This is a genomic window from Pseudomonas sp. W2-17, assembly GCF_041060445.1.
Lineage (GTDB): Bacteria > Pseudomonadota > Gammaproteobacteria > Pseudomonadales > Pseudomonadaceae > Aquipseudomonas.
The window spans coordinates 60,001-79,401 of the sequence record NZ_JAUFNS010000006.1; the positions used below are offsets into that span (position 1 = coordinate 60,001).

At 62.1% G+C, this 19,401-nt stretch carries 14 protein-coding genes; 7 read left to right on the top strand and 7 right to left on the bottom strand.

Annotated elements, in window-relative coordinates:
- Positions 1-4 precede the first annotated feature (4 nt).
- The 5 genes from QWI20_RS09250 (at position 5) to QWI20_RS09270 (ending at position 7,644) form a co-directional block, all read left to right on the top strand.
- Positions 5-3,196, top strand: coding sequence for an efflux RND transporter permease subunit (locus QWI20_RS09250; protein WP_369305204.1), 3,192 nt, complete (start codon positions 5-7; stop codon positions 3,194-3,196).
- The gene (locus QWI20_RS09255; RefSeq protein ID WP_369305205.1) at positions 3,196-4,593 is read left to right on the top strand and encodes an efflux transporter outer membrane subunit; all 1,398 of its coding nucleotides are present in this window, start codon (positions 3,196-3,198) and stop codon (positions 4,591-4,593) included. The genes QWI20_RS09250 and QWI20_RS09255 overlap by 1 nt, the downstream gene beginning before the upstream one ends.
- A 214-nt stretch (positions 4,594-4,807) precedes the next feature.
- Positions 4,808-5,905, top strand: a complete 1,098-nt coding sequence (locus tag QWI20_RS09260) for a tetratricopeptide repeat protein (protein WP_369305206.1) — start codon at positions 4,808-4,810, stop codon at positions 5,903-5,905.
- A 183-nt stretch (positions 5,906-6,088) separates the two neighbouring features.
- A complete protein-coding gene (locus tag QWI20_RS09265; RefSeq protein ID WP_369305207.1) occupies positions 6,089-6,790 on the top strand; it encodes a haloacid dehalogenase type II in 702 nt (233 codons plus the stop codon).
- Between the two features lie 488 nt (positions 6,791-7,278).
- A complete protein-coding gene (locus tag QWI20_RS09270; protein WP_369305208.1) occupies positions 7,279-7,644 on the top strand; it encodes a histone-like nucleoid-structuring protein, MvaT/MvaU family in 366 nt (121 codons plus the stop codon).
- Between the two features lie 479 nt (positions 7,645-8,123).
- Here QWI20_RS09270 and QWI20_RS09275 read toward each other — a convergent pair whose 3' ends face one another.
- Positions 8,124-8,627 (bottom strand): DUF4946 domain-containing protein, encoded by a 504-nt coding sequence (locus QWI20_RS09275; protein WP_369305408.1) that lies wholly within the window; start codon positions 8,625-8,627, stop codon positions 8,124-8,126.
- Positions 8,628-8,827: 200 nt separating this feature from the next.
- Between QWI20_RS09275 and gloA the strand changes: the two genes are divergently transcribed.
- A complete protein-coding gene (gene gloA, locus QWI20_RS09280) occupies positions 8,828-9,358 on the top strand; it encodes a lactoylglutathione lyase (RefSeq protein WP_192173618.1) in 531 nt (176 codons plus the stop codon).
- Positions 9,359-9,626: 268 nt separating this feature from the next.
- Here gloA and QWI20_RS09285 read toward each other — a convergent pair whose 3' ends face one another.
- Entirely contained in the window at positions 9,627-11,435 is a 1,809-nt protein-coding gene (locus QWI20_RS09285; protein ID WP_369305209.1) for an EAL domain-containing protein, read from the bottom strand.
- Positions 11,436-11,800: 365 nt separating this feature from the next.
- Between QWI20_RS09285 and QWI20_RS09290 the strand changes: the two genes are divergently transcribed.
- Positions 11,801-13,825 carry a methyl-accepting chemotaxis protein gene (locus tag QWI20_RS09290; RefSeq protein ID WP_369305210.1) on the top strand — a complete coding sequence of 675 codons (2,025 nt, stop codon included), beginning with the start codon at positions 11,801-11,803 and terminating at the stop codon, positions 13,823-13,825.
- 48 nt (positions 13,826-13,873) lie between these two features.
- Here the strand turns inward: QWI20_RS09290 and QWI20_RS09295 are convergent, their stop codons facing one another.
- The 5 genes from QWI20_RS09295 to QWI20_RS09315 are packed head-to-tail and all read right to left on the bottom strand — an operon-like array spanning position 13,874 to position 19,298.
- Positions 13,874-14,785 carry an SMP-30/gluconolactonase/LRE family protein gene (locus QWI20_RS09295; protein WP_369305211.1) on the bottom strand — a complete coding sequence of 304 codons (912 nt, stop codon included), beginning with the start codon at positions 14,783-14,785 and terminating at the stop codon, positions 13,874-13,876.
- Positions 14,786-14,801: 16 nt separating this feature from the next.
- Positions 14,802-15,758, bottom strand: a complete 957-nt coding sequence (locus tag QWI20_RS09300; protein WP_369305212.1) for an ABC transporter permease — start codon at positions 15,756-15,758, stop codon at positions 14,802-14,804.
- Positions 15,755-16,744, bottom strand: a complete 990-nt coding sequence (locus QWI20_RS09305) for an ABC transporter permease (RefSeq protein WP_369305213.1) — start codon at positions 16,742-16,744, stop codon at positions 15,755-15,757. Before QWI20_RS09305 ends, QWI20_RS09300 begins: the two co-directional genes overlap by 4 nt.
- Positions 16,741-18,198 (bottom strand): sugar ABC transporter ATP-binding protein, encoded by a 1,458-nt coding sequence (locus tag QWI20_RS09310; protein ID WP_369305214.1) that lies wholly within the window; start codon positions 18,196-18,198, stop codon positions 16,741-16,743. Before QWI20_RS09310 ends, QWI20_RS09305 begins: the two co-directional genes overlap by 4 nt.
- A 59-nt stretch (positions 18,199-18,257) precedes the next feature.
- Positions 18,258-19,298, bottom strand: a complete 1,041-nt coding sequence (locus tag QWI20_RS09315) for an ABC transporter substrate-binding protein (protein ID WP_369305215.1) — start codon at positions 19,296-19,298, stop codon at positions 18,258-18,260.
- Positions 19,299-19,401 lie beyond the last annotated feature (103 nt).

The following is a 19,401-nucleotide window of genomic DNA, read 5'->3' on the forward strand; positions in this document are numbered from 1 at the left end:
CTCGATGAATTTCTCCAAGTTCTTTATCACGCGACCGATCTTCGCAGCGGTGCTCTCGCTGCTGATCCTGATTGCCGGCGCGATCTCGCTGTTCCAGCTGCCGATCAGTGAATACCCGGAAGTCGTGCCGCCGACCGTCGTAGTGCGCGCCAACTTCCCCGGTGCCAACCCGAAAGTGATCGGCGAAACCGTCGCCGCGCCACTGGAACAGGCGATCACCGGCGTCGAGAACATGCTCTACATGTCCTCCCAGGCCACGGCCGACGGCAAGCTGACCCTGACCATTACCTTCGCGCTGGGGACCAACCTCGACACCGCGCAAGTGCAGGTCCAGAACCGGGTCACCCGGACCGAGCCCAAGCTGCCGGAAGAAGTGACGCGCATCGGTATCACCGTGGACAAGGCCTCGCCTGACCTGACGATGGTGGTCCACTTGACCTCGCCGGATCAGCGCTACGACATGCTGTACCTGTCCAACTACGCGGTCCTCAACATCAAGGACGAGTTGGCGCGCCTGGGCGGTGTCGGCGATGTACAGCTGTTCGGCATGGGCGACTACTCCCTGCGTGTCTGGCTGGATCCGAACAAAACCGCTTCGCGCAACATCACGGCGACCGACGTGGTCAACGCCATTCGCGAGCAGAACCGTCAGGTGGCCGCCGGTCAACTGGGCGCACCGCCCTCCCCGAGCGCCACCAGCTTCCAGATGTCGATCAACACCCAGGGCCGTCTGGTTTCTGAAGAAGAGTTCGAGAACATCATCGTTCGCGCCGGCGACAACGGCGAAATCACCCGGGTCAAAGACATCGCTCGCGTCGAACTGGGTTCCAGTCAATACGCCTTGCGTTCGTTGCTGAACAACCAGCCGGCGGTGGCGATCCCGATCTTCCAGCGCCCAGGCTCCAACGCCATCGACATTTCCAACGAAGTGCGCGGCGAGATGGAACTGCTGAAGAAGAACTTCCCTGAGGGCATGGACTACAGCATCGTCTATGACCCGACGATCTTCGTGCGCGGCTCCATCGAAGCGGTGGTTCACACCCTGTTCGAAGCGCTGATCCTCGTTGTACTGGTGGTGATCCTGTTCCTGCAGACCTGGCGTGCCTCGATCATCCCGCTGGTCGCGGTGCCGGTGTCGCTGATCGGTACCTTTGCCGTCATGCACCTGTTCGGCTTCTCGCTCAATGCGCTGTCGCTGTTCGGGCTGGTACTGGCGATCGGTATCGTCGTAGACGACGCCATCGTGGTGGTGGAGAACGTCGAGCGGAACATCGAGCTCGGGCATCCGCCGATGGAGGCCACACAGATCGCCATGCGTGAAGTGACCGGCCCGATCATCGCCACGGCGCTGGTGCTGTGTGCGGTGTTCATTCCGGCGGCGTTTATCTCCGGGCTGACCGGGCAATTCTATAAACAGTTTGCGTTGACCATCGCCATCTCGACGGTGATCTCGGCCTTCAACTCCCTGACCCTGTCGCCTGCACTGGCTGCCGTGTTGCTGCGCGCTCACGATGCGCCGAAGGATGGCTTCTCACGCTTCCTCGACAAACTGTTCGGCGCCTGGCTGTTCCGGCCGTTCAACCGGTTTTTCGTCAAGGCCAGTAACGGCTATGTGAGCACTGTTGGCCGGGTGATTCGCGTCAGCGGTGTGGCACTGGTGGTGTACGCCGGCCTGATCGTCATGACGTGGCTGGGTTTCTCCACCACGCCGACCGGTTTCGTGCCGGCGCAGGATAAACAGTACCTGGTCGCCTTCGCGCAATTGCCGGACGCCGCAAGCCTGGACCGCACCGAAGACGTGATCAAGCGCATGTCCGACATCGCGCTGAAGCAACCGGGCGTTGAAAGCGCCGTGGCGTTCCCTGGCCTGTCGATCAACGGTTTCACCAACAGCCCGAACTCCGGCATCGTGTTCGTGACGCTCAAACCGTTCGAGGATCGCACGGCAGCCGACCAGTCGGCCGGTGCCATCGCCGGTGCCCTCAACGGCAAATATGCGGGCATTCAGGAAGCCTACATGGCGATCTTCCCGCCGCCGCCGGTACAGGGGCTGGGCACGATCGGCGGTTTCCGTCTGCAGATCGAAGACCGTGGCAACCTGGGTTACGACGAGCTGTACAAAGAGACGATGAATGTCATCGGCAAGAGCCGCAGCGTGCCGGAACTGGCTGCGCTGTTCACCAGCTACACGGTGAACGTGCCTCAGGTCGATGCCGCCATCGACCGCGAAAAAGCCAAGACCCTCGGTGTGCCGATCAGCGACATCTTTGACACCCTGCAGGTCTACCTCGGCTCGCTGTATGCCAACGACTTCAACCGTTTCGGCCGGACCTATCAGGTCAACGTGCAGGCCGAGCAGCAGTTCCGTCAGGATGCTGAACAAATCGGTCAGTTGAAAGTGCGTAACAACCGTGGCGAGATGATCCCGCTGGCGACGCTGCTGAAAGTCACCAACACCTCGGGCCCGGACCGCGTCATGCACTACAACGGCTTCATCACCGCCGAGATCAACGGCGCGGCGGGTCCGGGTTTCAGCTCGGGTCAGGCGCAGGTGGCGATGGAAAAACTGCTCAAGGAAGAACTGCCCAACGGCATGACCTACGAGTGGACCGACCTGACGTACCAACAGATCCTGTCGGGCAACACGGCACTGCTGGTCTTCCCGCTCTGCGTGCTGCTGGCGTTCCTGGTACTGGCTGCGCTGTATGAAAGCTGGAGCCTGCCGCTGGCGGTGATCTTGATCGTACCGATGACCCTGCTGTCGGCCATTGCCGGTGTGATCATTGCCGGGAGCGACAACAACATCTTCACCCAGATCGGCCTGATCGTACTGGTAGGCCTGGCGTGCAAGAACGCCATCCTGATCGTCGAGTTCGCCAAGGATGAGCAAGACAAGGGCAAGACCCCGCTGGAGGCCGTGCTTGAAGCCTGTCGCCTGCGTCTGCGGCCGATCCTGATGACCTCCTTCGCGTTCATCATGGGCGTGGTTCCGCTGGTCCTTTCCAGCGGCGCCGGTGCCGAAATGCGTCATGCCATGGGCGTGGCGGTGTTCTCCGGGATGCTCGGCGTGACCTTCTTCGGTCTGCTGTTGACGCCGGTCTTCTATGTACTGATTCGTAACTACGTTGGACGCAAAGAGGCTCGCAAGGCCGCCAAGGCGCAACGCATCCAGAACAACGCTGCGGAGGCTCATTGATGAAGGCTGCAAAACTTTTCCTGCCGAGCCTGCTGGTGCTGGCGCTGGCGGCCTGCGCCGTCGGCCCGGACTACAAGAAGCCGGAAACCGCGGCGGCCAACATTCAGGCCGCCACTCAGCGGGCCTATGACCGCAGCCACATCGAGACCGTCTGGTGGCAGCAGTTCGACGACCCGACCCTGAACAAACTGGTCGCCGAATCGCTGCAAGGCAACCGCGAGTTGCGCGTCGCCTTCGCCCGTCTGAAAGCGTCCCGTGCGATTCGCGACGACATCAGCAACGACGCCATGCCGGTCGTGACCAGCCGCGCCAGCAGCCAGGTCGGCCGCGCTCAGGTGCCGGGTGAAACCGAGCACCGGGTCAATCAGGAACGTTACGACCTGGGCTTGGACATGGCCTGGGAACTGGACCTGTTCGGCCGCATCCAGCGCGAGCTGGAAGCCAGTGACGCTGATCAACAAGCTGCCGAGGCCAACCTCTATCAGCTGCAGGTAACGATGATCGCCGAACTGGTCGACGCTTACGGTCAGCTGCGTGGCGCTCAACTGCGCGAGAACATCGCCCGGGACAACCTGAAAAACCAGCAGGACTCCCGCAAGGTGACTGCCCAGCTGCGTGACGAAGGCGTGGGCAATGAACTCGACGTGGTGCGTTCCGACGCGCGTCTGGCGGCGGTGGAAGCCACCATTCCGCAGCTTCAGGCCGAACAGGTGCGCGAACGCAACCGCATCGCCACCCTGCTCGGCGAACGTCCGGACGCCATGACCGTGACCCTCGCCCCGGCCAAACTGCCGGCAATTTCCAAGGCCCTGCCGATCGGTGATCCGACCAAGCTGCTGGAAAACCGTCCGGACGTGCGCAGCGCCGAGCGGCAACTGGCGGCGCAGACCGCGCGAATTGGCGTGCAGACCGCTGACCTGTTTCCACGGGTCAGCCTGAGCGGTTTCCTGGGTTTCACGGCCAGCCGTGGTTCGCAGATCGGTTCCGGCGCGGCCCAGGCCTGGGGCCTCGGCCCGAGCATCACTTGGGCAGCGTTTGACCTGGGCAGCGTGAGGGCGCGGATTCGTGGCGCCAACGCCGATGCCGAAGGCGCGCTGGCCAATTACGAGCAACAAGTGCTGTTGGCCCTGGAAGAAACCGAGAACGCCTTCAGCGACTACGACAAGCGTCAGCAGCGTCTGGTGTCCTTGGTGCGGCAGAGTGAAGCCAGTCGTTCGGCGGCCAATCTGGCGAACATCCAGTACCGCGAAGGCACGGCTGACTTCCTCGTCCTGCTGGACGCCGAACGTGAGCGTCTGGCCGCCGAAGACAGCCAGGCCCTGGCTGAAATCGATCTGTACCGCGGCATCGTCGCCATCTACAAAGCCCTTGGCGGTGGCTGGCAGCCGAACGCCTGACGTCACAGGTTGAGCAGCGGGATCGTTCAACCGGCGGCCGTTCTGCAGCCCTGATCTGCCGCCCTGAAACAGCCTCGGACCCGCAAGGTTCGGGGCTTTTTTCTGGACGGAAGAAATGCCGTGAGAACGGCCAGGGGCCGAATCCATCCCCACAGCGTTTGACACTCGGCGGTCTCTCCCCGAAGCTGCTGCACACGCACACACGGAAACCGATATGTCTGAATCGTCTTCCCGGCGCACACCCGCCCAGCTCAAGGCTCGACGTCGCTGGCAGGTGGCAATTGCGCTGGCGCTGTTGCTGCTGATCATCGCCATGGCGATGCTGGTGCGAAACTGGCACGCGCCGCCGGCCGCACCGCAGGTCAATCACAGCTACGCCGAAGCACTGGAGCAGGCCCATGGCGGCAAGCCCGGCGCCGCGCGTGTGCTGTATCAGCAATTCAGTCGCACCGACCTGTCCGATATCCGCCGTGCCGGTCTGCTCGCCGAGCTGGTCAATTACCCGGGGCCCCAGGCGCTGAAAATTCTGCGCGGCGACCTCAAGCGCCCCGCGCCGCTGGTTCAGCAGGCGGCCATCCAGACGGTGTCGGCCATGCTGCCGGAGGAACAACGCAGCACGCTGATCGGCCCGCTGCTGGACGATGCCGACGATGAGGTGCGCTTCAGTGCGGTGCGCGCCTTGCTGCCGTTGGGCCCGGATGAATTGGGCCTGTATTACGGCGCGTTGCAGGAGGCGGCTCAACAGTATGAGCAGGCACTGAGCGCCCAGCCGCCGAGCGGGCAACGTCAGCTGGCGCTCGCGCAGCTCTACCTCAACAACGGCACCCCGCAAAAGGCGATCGATGCTTTGGAACTGGCCGCAAAACTGGAACCGGACAGCCTCGAGACCGGGCTGGCGCTGGTGCAGGTGCTCGACCGCCAGGGCCAGGCCGATCGTTCGCGCCAGTTGCTCGCCCAGTGGCTGGAGAAACAGCCCCAGTCGTCCCTGGCGCAACACGCACTCGGCCAATGGCTGCTGCGTCATAAACAAAATGAATACGCCCTGCTCCCGCTGACCCGAGCCATTGAGCTGGAACCGGACAACACCGGTTACCGTTACGACCTCGCCGTCGCGCTTCACGATCTGGATCAACTCGAAGCCGCGCAGCGTCAGCTGGAGGACATTCTTCAGCGCGCACCCGCCGACCGTCGCGCGAGGATTCTGCTGATTCGCTATTGGACCGAGGCCGGCCAGCTGCAAAAAGTACAAGTGCTGCTGGCTGAACTGGAGCAGCTCAACGCCGACGATCCGGCCCTGCAGCAGGGGCTCTAGGGCACTGCCTACACGGCTCGAACAAGCTGGAATGCGCCTGCCTTCCTTTCCAGGAAACGATTCATCGTGATGAGTGCGCCGCGCCGGCTGGATAGGGTTAACCTTGCCCTGGTCCGCACGTCTGGGGCTTCAAGCGACAAAAACGTGCTTGCAGCAGCGTGCACTACTCAGAAGAGCCTACTCATGGCAGTGCCACATTCAGCGCCGATCATCGTTTTCGATGTCAATGAAACCCTGCTCGATATCACCACCCTTGAGCCGCTGTTCGAGCGTGTGTTTGGTGAACGAACCATGTTGCGCGAGTGGTTCGCCAACCTGATCCTGTACTCGCAGACGATGACACTGTGCGGCCGTTACACCCCGTTTGGCACACTGGCCGTGGGCACGTTGCGCATGGTGGCGTCTAACAATCATGTCGCCCTTGCCGACAGCGATATTGACGAACTGCAGGCACGGATGAGCAACATGCCTGCACACGCTGACGTGCTGCCGGCACTTAACCGCTTGCGTGACGCCGGTTTTCGGCTGGTGACGCTGAGCAACTCGGCCAGCGGTGCATCCCCTTCGCCCCTAGAGCGCGCCGGGCTGGCGACATTCTTCGAGCGCAGTTTCAGCGTTGAGGCGGTTGGAAAATTCAAGCCTGCACCGGAAACCTACCAGAGTGTTTCCCAGGCGCTGAATGTCGGACTGGCAGACTTGCTTCTGGTGGCGTGTCATCAGTGGGATACGGCAGGCGCACAGGCGGCAGGGTGCTTTGGTGCCCTGCTGACCCGGCCGTACAACGCGCCGTTACTGATAGACGAAATGCCCGTGCCAGACCTGATGGCCCCCGAGCTGGGCGCACTGGCCGAGCAGATCATTCAACGCTGGAGCGGACGGGCGTAGCCTGAGGCGTCGATGGCAATCCAACTGCATCGTGCACTCTGACGCGCATGAGAGGAGTCACCGGCAGGCAACGCAAAGAGGGTCCGGGGTGATTGCGGCGTACGCAAACGGCTGTATGCCTTCGCCCTTGGGACGGGTTAGTTTCCATTAGCGCCAAAGTATAAGAAATGACTTACAACGGTTTGCGACTATTATTGTTTTTTTGTCAGACGGGCATATCGTCGCCGGGATCTTTCACTTAACAATTAGTCATCCCCTATTTTACAACGCGTAAAAAACGTGCATTATTTACTCGCGCCGCAACTGAACTACCCCGTATTGATACCAACCTTCATCCTCAAGAAGTTAGTGTCGACGGCTGATCCTGATGTCAAGGACACGGTAGAAAGTGGTGAAACCAACAGCAGCAGACCCAGATGCGCGTCCTTGTTACTCGCATTGTTGCTTGCATTGAGCTGACAACAGCCATTAATTGCCGGAGTATTATTTTGTCCAGACTTGCCGAATTTCGCGCAGCAGAAAAAGCCCTTCAGGAGCAGCTGGCCCAGCTGGAGTATCTGAAGAACGACGCCGGACTGAAGAAGGAAATCGAGTTCGAGCAGCAGCTGCAAGCCCTGATGAGCACGTATGACAAGACCTTGCGCGACATCATCGCGATCCTCGACCCTCACACCGGCGCTTCCACCCTCGCGCCAACGGCCCCGAAACGCCGCCGCCCGCGTGTCGTCAAAGTCTATCAAAACCCGCACACCGGTGAAGTCATCGAGACCAAAGGCGGCAACCATCGCGGTTTGAAGAACTGGAAAATACAATACGGTGCCGAAACCGTTGATTCCTGGTTGCGCGGCCGCTAGTCCTGTATCCCTTGCAGTATCGAGAAGAAGCTCTGCTCGCAGGGCTTCTCTGAAAGTGTAGGGATATCGCAGTGAAACAAGTGCTGGATACGCGATGATTGCCAGCGAAGTCTGACGCAGTTTAGATAATGAGTGCTGGTGTAGCCCCAGCGTTGAATATTCAACCTGACAATTAGCTGAACAGATTCGTATTAGTGTGATATATCGCTTTCAATAGGCGGCAGGCTTATAGCATGCTCAATTGCCGAAGGTTTCCCGCTTGTTAATTCCATTAAGTATCGCCATCGTGCGCCGCGAAGCTGGCTATGAGCCTTCATGCATCAACAGATAAATTTATCCGCTGCGGCAGGACGGCTCGCAAGCTTCACATTTTTTTCACACCGGCTTGTACAGGATGGAGGCTACTAAAGGATTAGTGCCCCAATGCCCGCTTCGGCGGGCTTCTTTATGCCCGCGATTTGTGTGATCCGCGCCTCGACCTACGGCGCCGACCCCAGGCGCAGGCCATTCCTGATCTGCAACACTTCATCTTTATGGGCCGCGTAGCCTTCTGCCGAGCCGGCGTATGACAACGACCACGCCAGTTCCGGACTGGCCGCCGCCACCAGCGTCTGGGTCATGACGTGATTGCCGTTCTGGGTAATCGTGCATGTGGTCTCCATGGCGGGGATGTTGCTCAGCGTGCTGTCCTTCATGTGCGTGCAGACGCTTTGAAAGCCACCGCGCGCAAAATTGACCTGCACCGCCTTGCGCATTTCCAGCAGTACGCTCTGCACGTTGACCGAGTGACCGGGCTGCAGCTGCGTCTGGGTCAGCTCGACCACCATGGCCGGATCACCGTTCTGATCGTTTTTAACCGCACGCTGTCGTATCTGCACGGCGGGCTGCCCTTCGCTCGCCGGCGGCTGGGGCAGCGCTTCCACTTCCCAGCCTTCGGGCCAGATGATCATGGCGTCCGCCGATGACGCGACGCCCGGAATCATCAGCACGAAACAGAAAGCAACGCGGGCGCATGAGCGCAATGAGAGATGCATGGGCGGTACCTGAAGGTCGAGCCGCGAAGTGTGAGCCGGTCATCCATCGCCCACAAGTCGAAAGCCGCGCTTTATGCGCCTTCGGTTTGGCGCGTCGGCCATGAGCCCGTATCATTACGCAACTTTTTAGCGTTAACCCGGAGACAACCATGAGTCTGCACGACCTGAACACCTTCCCCGGCGTCACGGCCACCCCGGACGCCTCGACCGCACAATTCGTGTTCAACCACACCATGTTGCGCGTCAAGGACGCCACCGCTTCTCTGGATTTCTACACCCGCGTGCTGGGTTTCAGCCTGGTGGAAAAGCGCGACTTCCCGGAAGCGGAATTCAGCCTTTACTTCCTGGCGCTGGTGGATAAAGCGCAGATTCCGCAGGACGATGCTGCGCGCAACGTCTGGATGAAAGGCATCCCCGGCGTGCTCGAACTGACCCACAACCACGGCACCGAAAAAGACCCTGCGTTTTCCTACCACAACGGCAACACCGACCCGCGCGGCTTCGGCCACATCTGCATCTCGGTGCCAGACGTGAAGGCTGCCTGCGCGCGCTTCGAAGAACTGGGCGTGGACTTCCAGAAACGCCTGACCGACGGCCGCATGAAAAGCCTGGCCTTCATCAAGGACCCGGACGGTTACTGGGTCGAAATCATCCAGCCAACGCCGGTATCGGGCGAGTAATCGCGCATCGCGAGTCGGACGGGCGTTAGCCAGGAATAAGCCTATTCGTGAGCAAGCTCACTCCCACACGCTCTTCAGCGTGGCCGGGATCACGGGTCGACGATGAACAGGTGGGCGAGCTTGCTCGCGAAGGCAGCGTCTCTGCCGCTGAAGTTGCAGAGGATGTAATTGCCTCTTCCCGACTGAAGCCGGTCCCACTAAAAGCAGGGCGTGCATCCAGCGATGACCTTGACCGTAGGAACGGCTTCAGCCGGGAAGGCGTCAGCCGTCACGCCGCTTCTATCACCTGATCCGCATCAGTCAGATCCGCATAAACCTGCGCGTTCGACGGTTCAGGGGTGAATGTCAGCGCGATGTTCTCGCACTGTTGTTTGAGCTGCTGCAACTTAAGCGGCCGGCTCAGGAAGTAGCCCTGGGCCTCTTCGCAGCCGAAATCCCGCACCAGGCTCATGCAACGGAACGTCTCGACGCCTTCCGCCACGGTGCGATAGCCCAACTCGCCGGCCAGGTGCAGCACGGATCGAGCGATGATGCGGTTGCGCGGGTTGCTCTCAAGATCGGTGACCAGGGATTTGTCCAGCTTGAGGATGTTGGCCGGGATCTCATGCAGGTAGGCGAAGTTGCTGTAGCCTGCGCCGAAATCATCGATGGCCACGTCGACGCCGAGCTCGCGAATGCGGGTCAGTTGGGCAATGACGCGTTTGTCGGCGCGGATCCACTCGCCTTCGGTGATCTCGACTTCCAGCCGTGAGGGATGGACGCCGTGTTGGTCGCAGGCGCTCTGCAGCGTCAGCGCGATGTCCATGTCGGCGAAGTCCAGCGGCGACAGATTAAGAGACAGGCGCACCTCTTCGTCGATCCAGCCGCTAAGGTCGGCCAGCGCGCGGTCGATCACCCAGCGCGTCACCGTACTGATCCTACCAGCGCTCTCGACCAACGGAATGAATTCGCTTGGCCAGATCTTGCCCAGCATCGGATGGGTCCAGCGAATCAACGCCTCGACGCTGAGCAGGCGGCCATCCTGCAGGCTGAAGCGTGGCTGATACTCCAGATAGATGTCGCCACTGACCAACGACTCGGCGAGTTCGCTGAGCAGGGTCAAGGCGCGACGCTGGGCGCAATCCTCGGCTTCGTCATAGGCCGCCCACGGCACCTGTCGATAAAACGCCCTCCCCGCCGCGTGGGTCGCTTTGCCCATGAGCGCAGCGGCGGAGTTCTGACCGTCGTCACAGCATGCCAGTCCCACGGCAACCTGCTGGTGAGTGAAAGGCTCGGTAATCAGCACCAACAGCATGCGAACCAGGTCGTCGCGTCGAGAACGGTCACAGCTCATCTGCAGGCAAAAATCCTGGTCGCTGATGTGATAAAGCTCGGCGATGCCATCCAGACGGCGACGCAGGCAGTCCGCCATGTCGCGGCGCGTCTGCTGCGCATCCAGGTTGCTGCTCACGCTGACATCCGCAGCGCTCGCCAATGGTTGGGTGCGGATCACCACCAGCAGCCGCACCTGGCTTTCGGTCACTGCAAGGCCCTGAGTATCCAGCAGGAACTGCTGCAAATTGGGCAGACGGCTGATCGGGTGGCGGTAGCGCATCGCCTGGCATTGTTCGACCTGCCCCATGACCAGTTGCGCGAAATCTTCGAGGACCGCCACTTCGTCGGGTTGCAGCGTGCGGGGGACGGTGTCGATCAGGCAAAAACTGCCGAGCACATCGCCGTGCTGATTGCACAACGGCGCCCCGGCGTAGAAACGGATGCCATCAGGCCGGGTGACCAGCACGTTGTCGGCGAACCGCGGATCCAGGCGGGCATCATTGACCACCATGACGTCGGAATTCTGAATGGTGTAGCGACAGAACGACTGCTCGATGGGCGTCTGACTCGCGTCGAAACCCACCCGACCGGGAAACCACTGACGGTCTTCTTCCACCAGCGAGACCAGCACCGTCGGCACGCGAAAGTGCGCAGCAGCAAGGCGACACAGGCGGTCGAAATCCTCACTGTGGGCGGTTTCCAGCCATTGCAACGCGTGAACCGCGGACAGGCGCTTCTGCTCAGTTTCCAGCGAACAGTTCATGGCATGCGGCCTCGGTTTTAAAAATACAGGTTAAATGATATCTCATGGCCACCACTCCTCGCACGGTGTCATGACGGAAGGTCGTGACCGCGATAAAGGATAAATACAGACTTCGGGCGAGTTGAGAAAAGTGATATCACAAAGACATCAGTTAATCGGTTCAGTTCCAAAGCTATACAGAAATATATTTTTGTACAAGTTTTAATAAAGTTAATAGGATCGACGCCGACAGATGGATCAGAACGACGCGCAGCCAGCCACCACGCTTCCTGCAAGAACGTCGTCAACGCCACTGAATCCCGAGAAAAAGGACCGTTCTCACCGACTACAACCCAAGCGCCCCGCTCCGGGGCTTTGAGAACAGTATGAACATTCTTGCCCCTGCCGTTTACTTGACCAACCGCCTGCGCTTTCCCGCCAAATTCGCGGTGCTGGCCATCATTGTGCTTTTGCCGCTGGCCCTGCTCGGCGCGCGCCTGCTGCATCAACTCACTACCAGCATCGATAACATCCATTCCGAACAAGTCGGCCAGCGCTATCTGATGGACGTCACCCCGGTACTGCGCCTGTCGATGCTGCAACGAGCATTGACCAACCGCCTGCTCAGCGGTGATCAGACAGCCCAACCTGACCTCGCCGCCAACCAGGCCAAACTGCTGGATGCGTACTCCAAACTGGAAACTACCGACCGCCAGCTCGGTGCGGGGCTCGAAACCGGAGATCGCGTACAACGCTTGCGCTCCGGGGCCGAAGGGTTGATCAGCCAGACCAAAACCGGGGCCGATCAGGCGACCCTGTTTGACGCCTGGAGCGATCAGATGACTCAAACGCTGAATTTCATCTATTTCATCTCCGCCACCTCCGGAATGGTCCTCGACGAAGACTACGCCTCGCTGTTCCTGATCGATCAAAGCACCCTGCGCCTGCCGCGCCAGATCAACGTGGTCGGACAGTTGCGCGGCCTGGCAAGCGGCCTGCATGAAGGCCAGCCGCTGACCGACGCCACCCGTGGGACGATCAAGTCGCTGCTCAAGCAAGAAACCCAGATTCGCCAGGAGTTGCTGCAGAGCCTTACCCTGTTGCGCCGTCAGCAACCGGCCCTTGCCGACCGCATCCAGACCCCCGTCAGCAGCGGGCTTTCAAGCCTGGACAGCTTTCGCAGTGACCTGGAAACCCTGATCGGCTCACCGCAAAACACCATCGCCGGCATGCAGGGGCTGCCGGCCAAAGGCAACGCTGTGGTCGCCGAGCTCTACAAGGCGCAGGACGCCTTGCAAGCCGCGCTGTCCGCCGTGCTGGAGCAACGGGTCAAGGACAAGTCGGCCGAACGCGCCGCCATGCTGGCCATGTTCGCCATTGCCGGCCTGCTGTTGATCTATGCCTTCAGCGGGATCTACAGCGCCATGCGTCGGGCCATGGAAGACATGTTGAGCGCCACCCGCCGCATCGCCCAGGGCGATCTCACCGCACGGGTCAACGTCGCCGGCAAAGACGAAATGGCCGACATCGGCACCGGTTTGAACCACATGGTCCAGGCCTTTGGTGAATCCCTCGCTCAGGTCGAGCGCAGTTCGAGTTCGGTGTCCGACGCAGCAACTCGCCTGAGTGCCTCCATCGACCGCGCCAAAGTGTCGATGAACGCCCAGCAGGGCGAAACCGAACAGGTCGCCACCGCCATCAACGAAATGACCGCCAGTGTCGCCGACGTCGCCCAGAACACCGAAGGCGCGGCGCGTGCGGCGGAACAGGCCAGTCAGGCGTCCGGCAAAGGCCTGGGCGTGATGCAGCAGACCCGCCAGACCATCGAAGCACTGGCCGGCGAAGTCGACCTCAGCGCGCAAAAGGTCGCGGCGCTGGCGCTGCACAGTCAGGAAATCGGCGGGGTCATTGAAGTGATCCGCAACATCGCCGACCAGACCAACCTGCTCGCCCTTAATGCCGCCATCGAAGCCGCCCGCGCTGGCGAGCAAGGTCGTGGCTTCGCCGTGGTCGCGGATGAAGTCAGAACCCTGGCTTCCCGCACGCAAAACTCCACCGCCGAAATCCAGCGGATCATCCAGCAATTGCAACTGGCGACCAGCGCTGCCGTGGAGCAGATGAAAGCGGGCAAGGACCGGGCGCAGGATTGCCTGACCTCGGCCGATCAGACGTCCTCGAGCCTGAACGCGATCAACGAAGGCGTGGAATCGATCGTTGGCATGAACACCCAGATTGCCAGCGCTGCCGTTCAGCAGCACGCCGTGTCCGAGGACATCAACCGCAACGTCACCGAGATCCGCAATGGCACCTTCGTGTTGATGGAGGGCATCGAGGACAACGCGGTCACGGCGGACGAACTGTCGTTGCTGGCCGGCGAACTGCGCACCGTGGTCGGCCGCTTCAAACTCTGAGGACCGGGCGCGCGGTGTCAAACGCCGCGCGACCTGCCCGTTTATCGCTCAAGGCACCTGGGCCCCCGCCACCGCCACGTACACCGAGTACAACGACGTGTTCGCGGCGATGAACAGGCGGTTACGGCGCGGCCCGCCGAAGGTCAGGTTGGCGACCTTCTCCGGCAGGCGGATCTTGCCCAGCAGGGTGCCATCGGCGGCGAAGCACTGAACGCCGTCGCCGGCACTGGTCCAGACATTGCCCTGCACATCCACGCGCATGCCGTCCGGCACGCCCGGTTCGATCACCGCGAATACCCGCGACTGCCCCAGCTCACGACCATTGATGACCTCGAACGCGCGGATGTGGTGGGGGCCGTCCGGATCGTGGGAGCGACCGGAATCGGCGATGTACAACGTCTGCCCGTCCGGGGAGAACGCCAAGCCGTTGGGCTGCACGAAGTCGTTGGCCATGCAGGCGATCTCGCCGCTGTCCGGGTCGATGCGATAGACGTGGCGGCCCGGCTGCTCTTCTTCGGCCTGATAGCCCTCGTAATCGGTGAGGATGCCGTAGCTCGGATCGGTGAACCACACGGCGCCGTCGCGGTGCACCACCACATCATTCGGCGAGTTCAGGCGTTTGCCTTCAAAGCGCTGGGCCAGCACAGTGATCGACCCGTCCGGTTCGGTGCGGGTGACGCTGCGCGTGCCGTGCTCGCAGGTGATCAGACGGCCCAGCAGGTCGCGGGTGTTGCCGTTGGCGAAATTCGACGGGGTGCGGAACGTCGACACGCCCTGCTCGGGCGTCCAGCGCAACATGCGCTGGTTGGGGATGTCGCTCCACAACAGATACCCGCCGTCGTTGAACCACACCGGCCCTTCGGCCCAGCGGCATTGGTCATACAGACGCTCGAGCTGGGTGTTGGGCAGGATCAGGCGATGGAAACGCTTGTCATGGCATTCGTAGAGGTCGTCGGACACAGGTTCGATCCTTAATTCAGGCGCGGGCATTTTTGCGGCCGCTGACAGCGGTAATCACCGCGATGATGATCAGGCCGGTGAGGATCAGCCGCACCCCGGCACTGGCGCCGAAGGTGTTGAGCATGCTCACCAGCAGGTAAAGGAACAGCGACGCGCCCCAGATGCCTGGCACGTTGGAAAACCCGCCGGCCACCGAGGTGCCGCCGATCACCACGACGGCGATGGAGGCCAGCAGGTATTCCTCGCCCATGCCCAGCGACGCACCGCCGGAAAACCCGGCCAGGGTCAAGCCGCAGAGGCTGCCGAATACCGCACAGAGCACGTAGGTGGCGAAGCGCATGCGGCCAACCCGAATACCGGCCAGTTCGGCGGCGCGGGCGTTTTGTCCGATGGCCAGCACCGAGCGACCGTAGCGGGTGCGGGTCAGCACGTAACCCATGAGCACCGCCACGGCGATCACCACGATGGCCAGATACGGCACGCCGAACACGCGGCCGGTGGCGAAGGTGTAGAAACTGTCCGGCGGCGGCACCCGCACGCTGCGGCCATAGGCAATGGCGAGGGATTGCAGGATGAAGCTGGCCGACAGGGTCGCGATGATCGGCGGAATGCGCAGCAGGCGGATCAGCGCGAAATTGCCACAGCCCACCAGCACACCGATGCCCAGCACGCCGATCACGCCCAGCCAGATGTTCGCGTCCTGGCCGTCCATGAGCTTCATGCCCAGCGCGCCGCTGAGGGCGATGTTGGCCGGGATCGACAGGTCGATGTTTCCCGGTCCCGTGCTGATGACGAACATCTGGCCGATGCCGACGATCGCGAAGAAGGTCGAGAACGCCAGCGCGCCAGACAGTAAAGCGCCTGCGCCCTGCCCGCCGGTGAACACCAGGGTCGCCACCCAGATCAATAAGGCGGCGAGGAATGACCACAGCCATGGCTTGCCGCGCAGCGCTGCAACAGTTGAAGTGCTCATAGCGGGCGTACCTCCAGACGATTGACCGCCGCACGCAGCGCCAGCACGAAAATCAGAATCGCGCCCTGGGCGCCGATCTGCCAGTCAGGCGAGATGCGGATGAACGACAGCAGCGAACCGGCCAGCACCAGAGTCAGCGCGCCGAGCACCGCGCCCATGGGCGACACCCGCCCGCCGACGAATTCGCCGCCGCCGAGAATCACCCCGGCGATGGACAACAGGGTGTAGCGCAGGGCGACGTTGGCGTCGGCCGAGGTGGTCAGCCCCACCAGAAACAGCCCCGACAACACGCCGAAGCCCCCGGCCATGGCGTACATCGCCACCTTGATACGCAGCAGTGACCAACCGGCCTTGGCGATCGCCAGCGGATTGCCGCCGGCGCCGCGCAACACCACGCCGACGGTGGAGCGCATCAGGAAAAAGTGCATCGCCAGCCCGAGCACGATGCAGACGATGATCGCCAGCGGAATCAGCGGCGGCTTGATTCGCACCAGGGTTTGCAGCCACTGCGGCGCCGTCCCGCCGGGCGACGGCAACAGCAGAATCGCGCCGCCGACCCAGATGAACGACATGCCCAGGGTGACGACAATCGACGGCAGGTTGCGGCTGTGGATCAACGCGCCGAGCAGCGCATACACACCCACGCACCCGGCCAGCGCCAGCCAGCCGAGGAACGGGTGTTGATCGAGCAGCGTCACGGCCACGCAGGCGACGAAGCTGATGAAACTGCCCATGGACAGATCGAGGTCGTTGACGCTGATGATCAGCATCTGCGCGATGGTTGCCAGGGCAATCGGCACCGCCAGGTTGAGCATCAGGTTCAGGCCCATGTAGCTCATGGCCCGGGGTTGCATGATGAAAATGGTCGCCAGCAAGACCACCAGCGACACCGCCGGCAAGGCGGCGCGGAGCATGCGGGCACGGCGCGCGGCGTTGTTGCGCGTGGCGACGGGTGCGCGGGCAACGGAATTCAACGGGGCATTCATGGGGTTTCCTCGGCGAAAGAGCTGCGCAAGATGCGCTCCTCGCTCAATTCACTGCGCGGCATATCGAGCACGGCCTGGCCGTCGCGGAAGACATACACGTGATCGCAATAGGTCAGCTCTTCAAGCTCGGTGGTGTACCAGATGAACGTGCGGCCACGGGCGGCCTCCTCCATCAGAATCGAATACACCTCGCGCTTGGTGCCGACGTCGACGCCGCGCATGGGGTCGTCCATCAGGATGATCTGGCTGTCGGACGCCAGGGCCCGGGCAAACAAGGCTTTTTGCTGGTTGCCGCCGGACAGCGAGAGGATCGGATTGCCCATGTCCGGGGTGCGAATGCTCATGCGCTTCATCCAGTCGTCGGCCATGGCCTGTTCAGCGTCCGGGTTCAGCAAGAGGCCGCGCTTGAGCTGGTTGAGGGAGCCGATGGTGATGTTCTCGGCGATGGACCACAGCGCAAACACGCCATCGGTCTGGCGGTCGCCGGCGACGAAACTGGCGCCGGTGCCGCGCTTGATGCAGTCGCGCAGCACTTGGGTCAGCAACTGGCTCTGGCCGTGCCCGGCCAGCCCGGACAGCCCGACGATCTCCCCGGCAAACGCCTGCACCGAGCGCTCATCGGTTTGTCGCGCGGGGCGCTGTTGCACCCGCGGGCTGCCCTGCTCACGTCGGGAGGCGAAGTCCTGTGTCGCCTGCGCTTGTTCGCGTGCCGTGCCGCCCATGACTTCCACCAGCGAATCGTGGGTGAAGGCTTGCGCTGCTCGGGTTTCAACGATTCTGCCGTCACGCATCACCGCGATGCGGTCACAGGTGCCGAGCATTTCGCCGAGGATGTGGCTGATCAGCACGATGCTGCCGCCGCCCTCGACGAATCGCCGCACGTGGCGCAACAGCTGCTCGGCCACCCGCGCGTCGAGGGATGAAGTGGGTTCGTCGAGGATGATTAGATCAAGGCGCTCATCGACGTTGATGAACGCCCGGGCGATCTCCACCATCTGCCGCTTGCCGATGGACAGGTCAGCCACAATGTCATCGGCCTGAATGCCGTGGCCGGGGAAAATCTGCTCCAGCATCGCTTCGATCAACGCACCGGCCCGACGCCGCCAGCCGAAGCCGCGCAGGGCCGGTGACATCAGCCGGGTGTTCTCTGCCACGTTGAGGTTTGGGCACAGCGACAGCTCCTGAAACACGCAGCGAATGCCGTGCTGCCGCGCCACTTGCACCGAATAGCCTTCGCGCAGGTCGCGGCCTTCGATCAGCATCTGCCCGCAATCGGCAGCCAGGGTGCCGGCGAGCACTTGCATCAGGGTCGATTTGCCCGCGCCGTTATGGCCGATCAGGCCAAGGCATTCGCCGGCGCGCACGCTCAGGTCGACGTCACACAGGGCACGCACGGCGCCGAACGATTTGCCGGCGCCGGCGAAGGTCACCCGCACAGGTCCATTTGCGTTCATGGTCAGAATTCCTTGGCGGGCCGCAGGCAACGCGGCCCGCGGTGCTCAAATGGAAAAGCTCACAGGGAAGCGGCGGGCTTGAGCTTGGCGACGTCGTCGACGCTGTAGGTCTCGCTGACGATCCCGCCCTTGGGCAGGTCCTTCAGGCTGGCGTCGAGGGTCTGCTGGGTGACAGTGACCGCTGGCGACAACAGGTCATGGGGCATTTTTTTGCCGTCGAGCAACTGCTGCGCGACATAGAACGCCAGGCTGGAAATGCTCGGTCCGCTGCTGATCGAGAAGCTCTGATAGCCCTGGGCGTCGCTTTGCTTTTTCCACCAGCTCAGCTCTTCTTCGCGGTTGCCGAAGATGATCGCCGGCAACGGACGGCCTGCCGCGACGAAGGCCTGGGCAATGCCGACGCCTTCACCGCCCTGGGTCACCACGGCGTCGACTTTCGGCAAGCTGGGCAGCACGCCGGAAACGGCTTTCTGCGCCACGGTCGGTGACCAGTTGCCGTTCACTTCTCCGATCACTTTCAGGTTCGGGTGTTTCTGCGCGCCGGCAGTGATGCCGGAGTGAATGCGCTCGTCCACTGACACGCCGGCCAGGCCGCGCACTTCCAGGACGTTGCCGCCCTGGGGGAAGCGCTCGGACAGGTAATCCATCTGCTCGATGCCGGTCTGTTTGAAGTCCATGGAGATGCGGTACGCGCACGGCTCGGAGACGGTACCGTCGAAGGAGACGACGATGATGCCGGCGTCGCAGGCCTGTTTCACCGCGCCGTTGAGCGCGGTCGGCGACGAGGCATTGATGACGATGGCGTCATAGCCCTGCAGGATCAGGTTCTGGATCTGTGCGGCTTGCTCGGTGGCCTGGTTTTCCGCCGTGGTGAAACTGTCAGCCGACGCGATCAGGCCATCCTTGACGGCTTTGTCGGTGGTCTGCTGCCAGCTGGCGAGCATCAGTTGGCGCCAGGAGTTGCCGGCGTAATTGTTGGAGAGCGCGATCTTCTTGTCGGCAGTATCGGCGTGGGCAGCGACGGGCAGAGCCATCAGGGGCGCCACGGCCAGTGCGGCACAGAGCAATGAACGGCGTAGCGGATGACGACGACTTTTCATAGTTGAACCCTTGTTATTTTTATGGGGGCTGCAGGGTGGCCGACGGCGTCGGTCGCACCTTATTACGAACAGTACGCGGCGAGTCTGCACTGGCCGGTGCGGA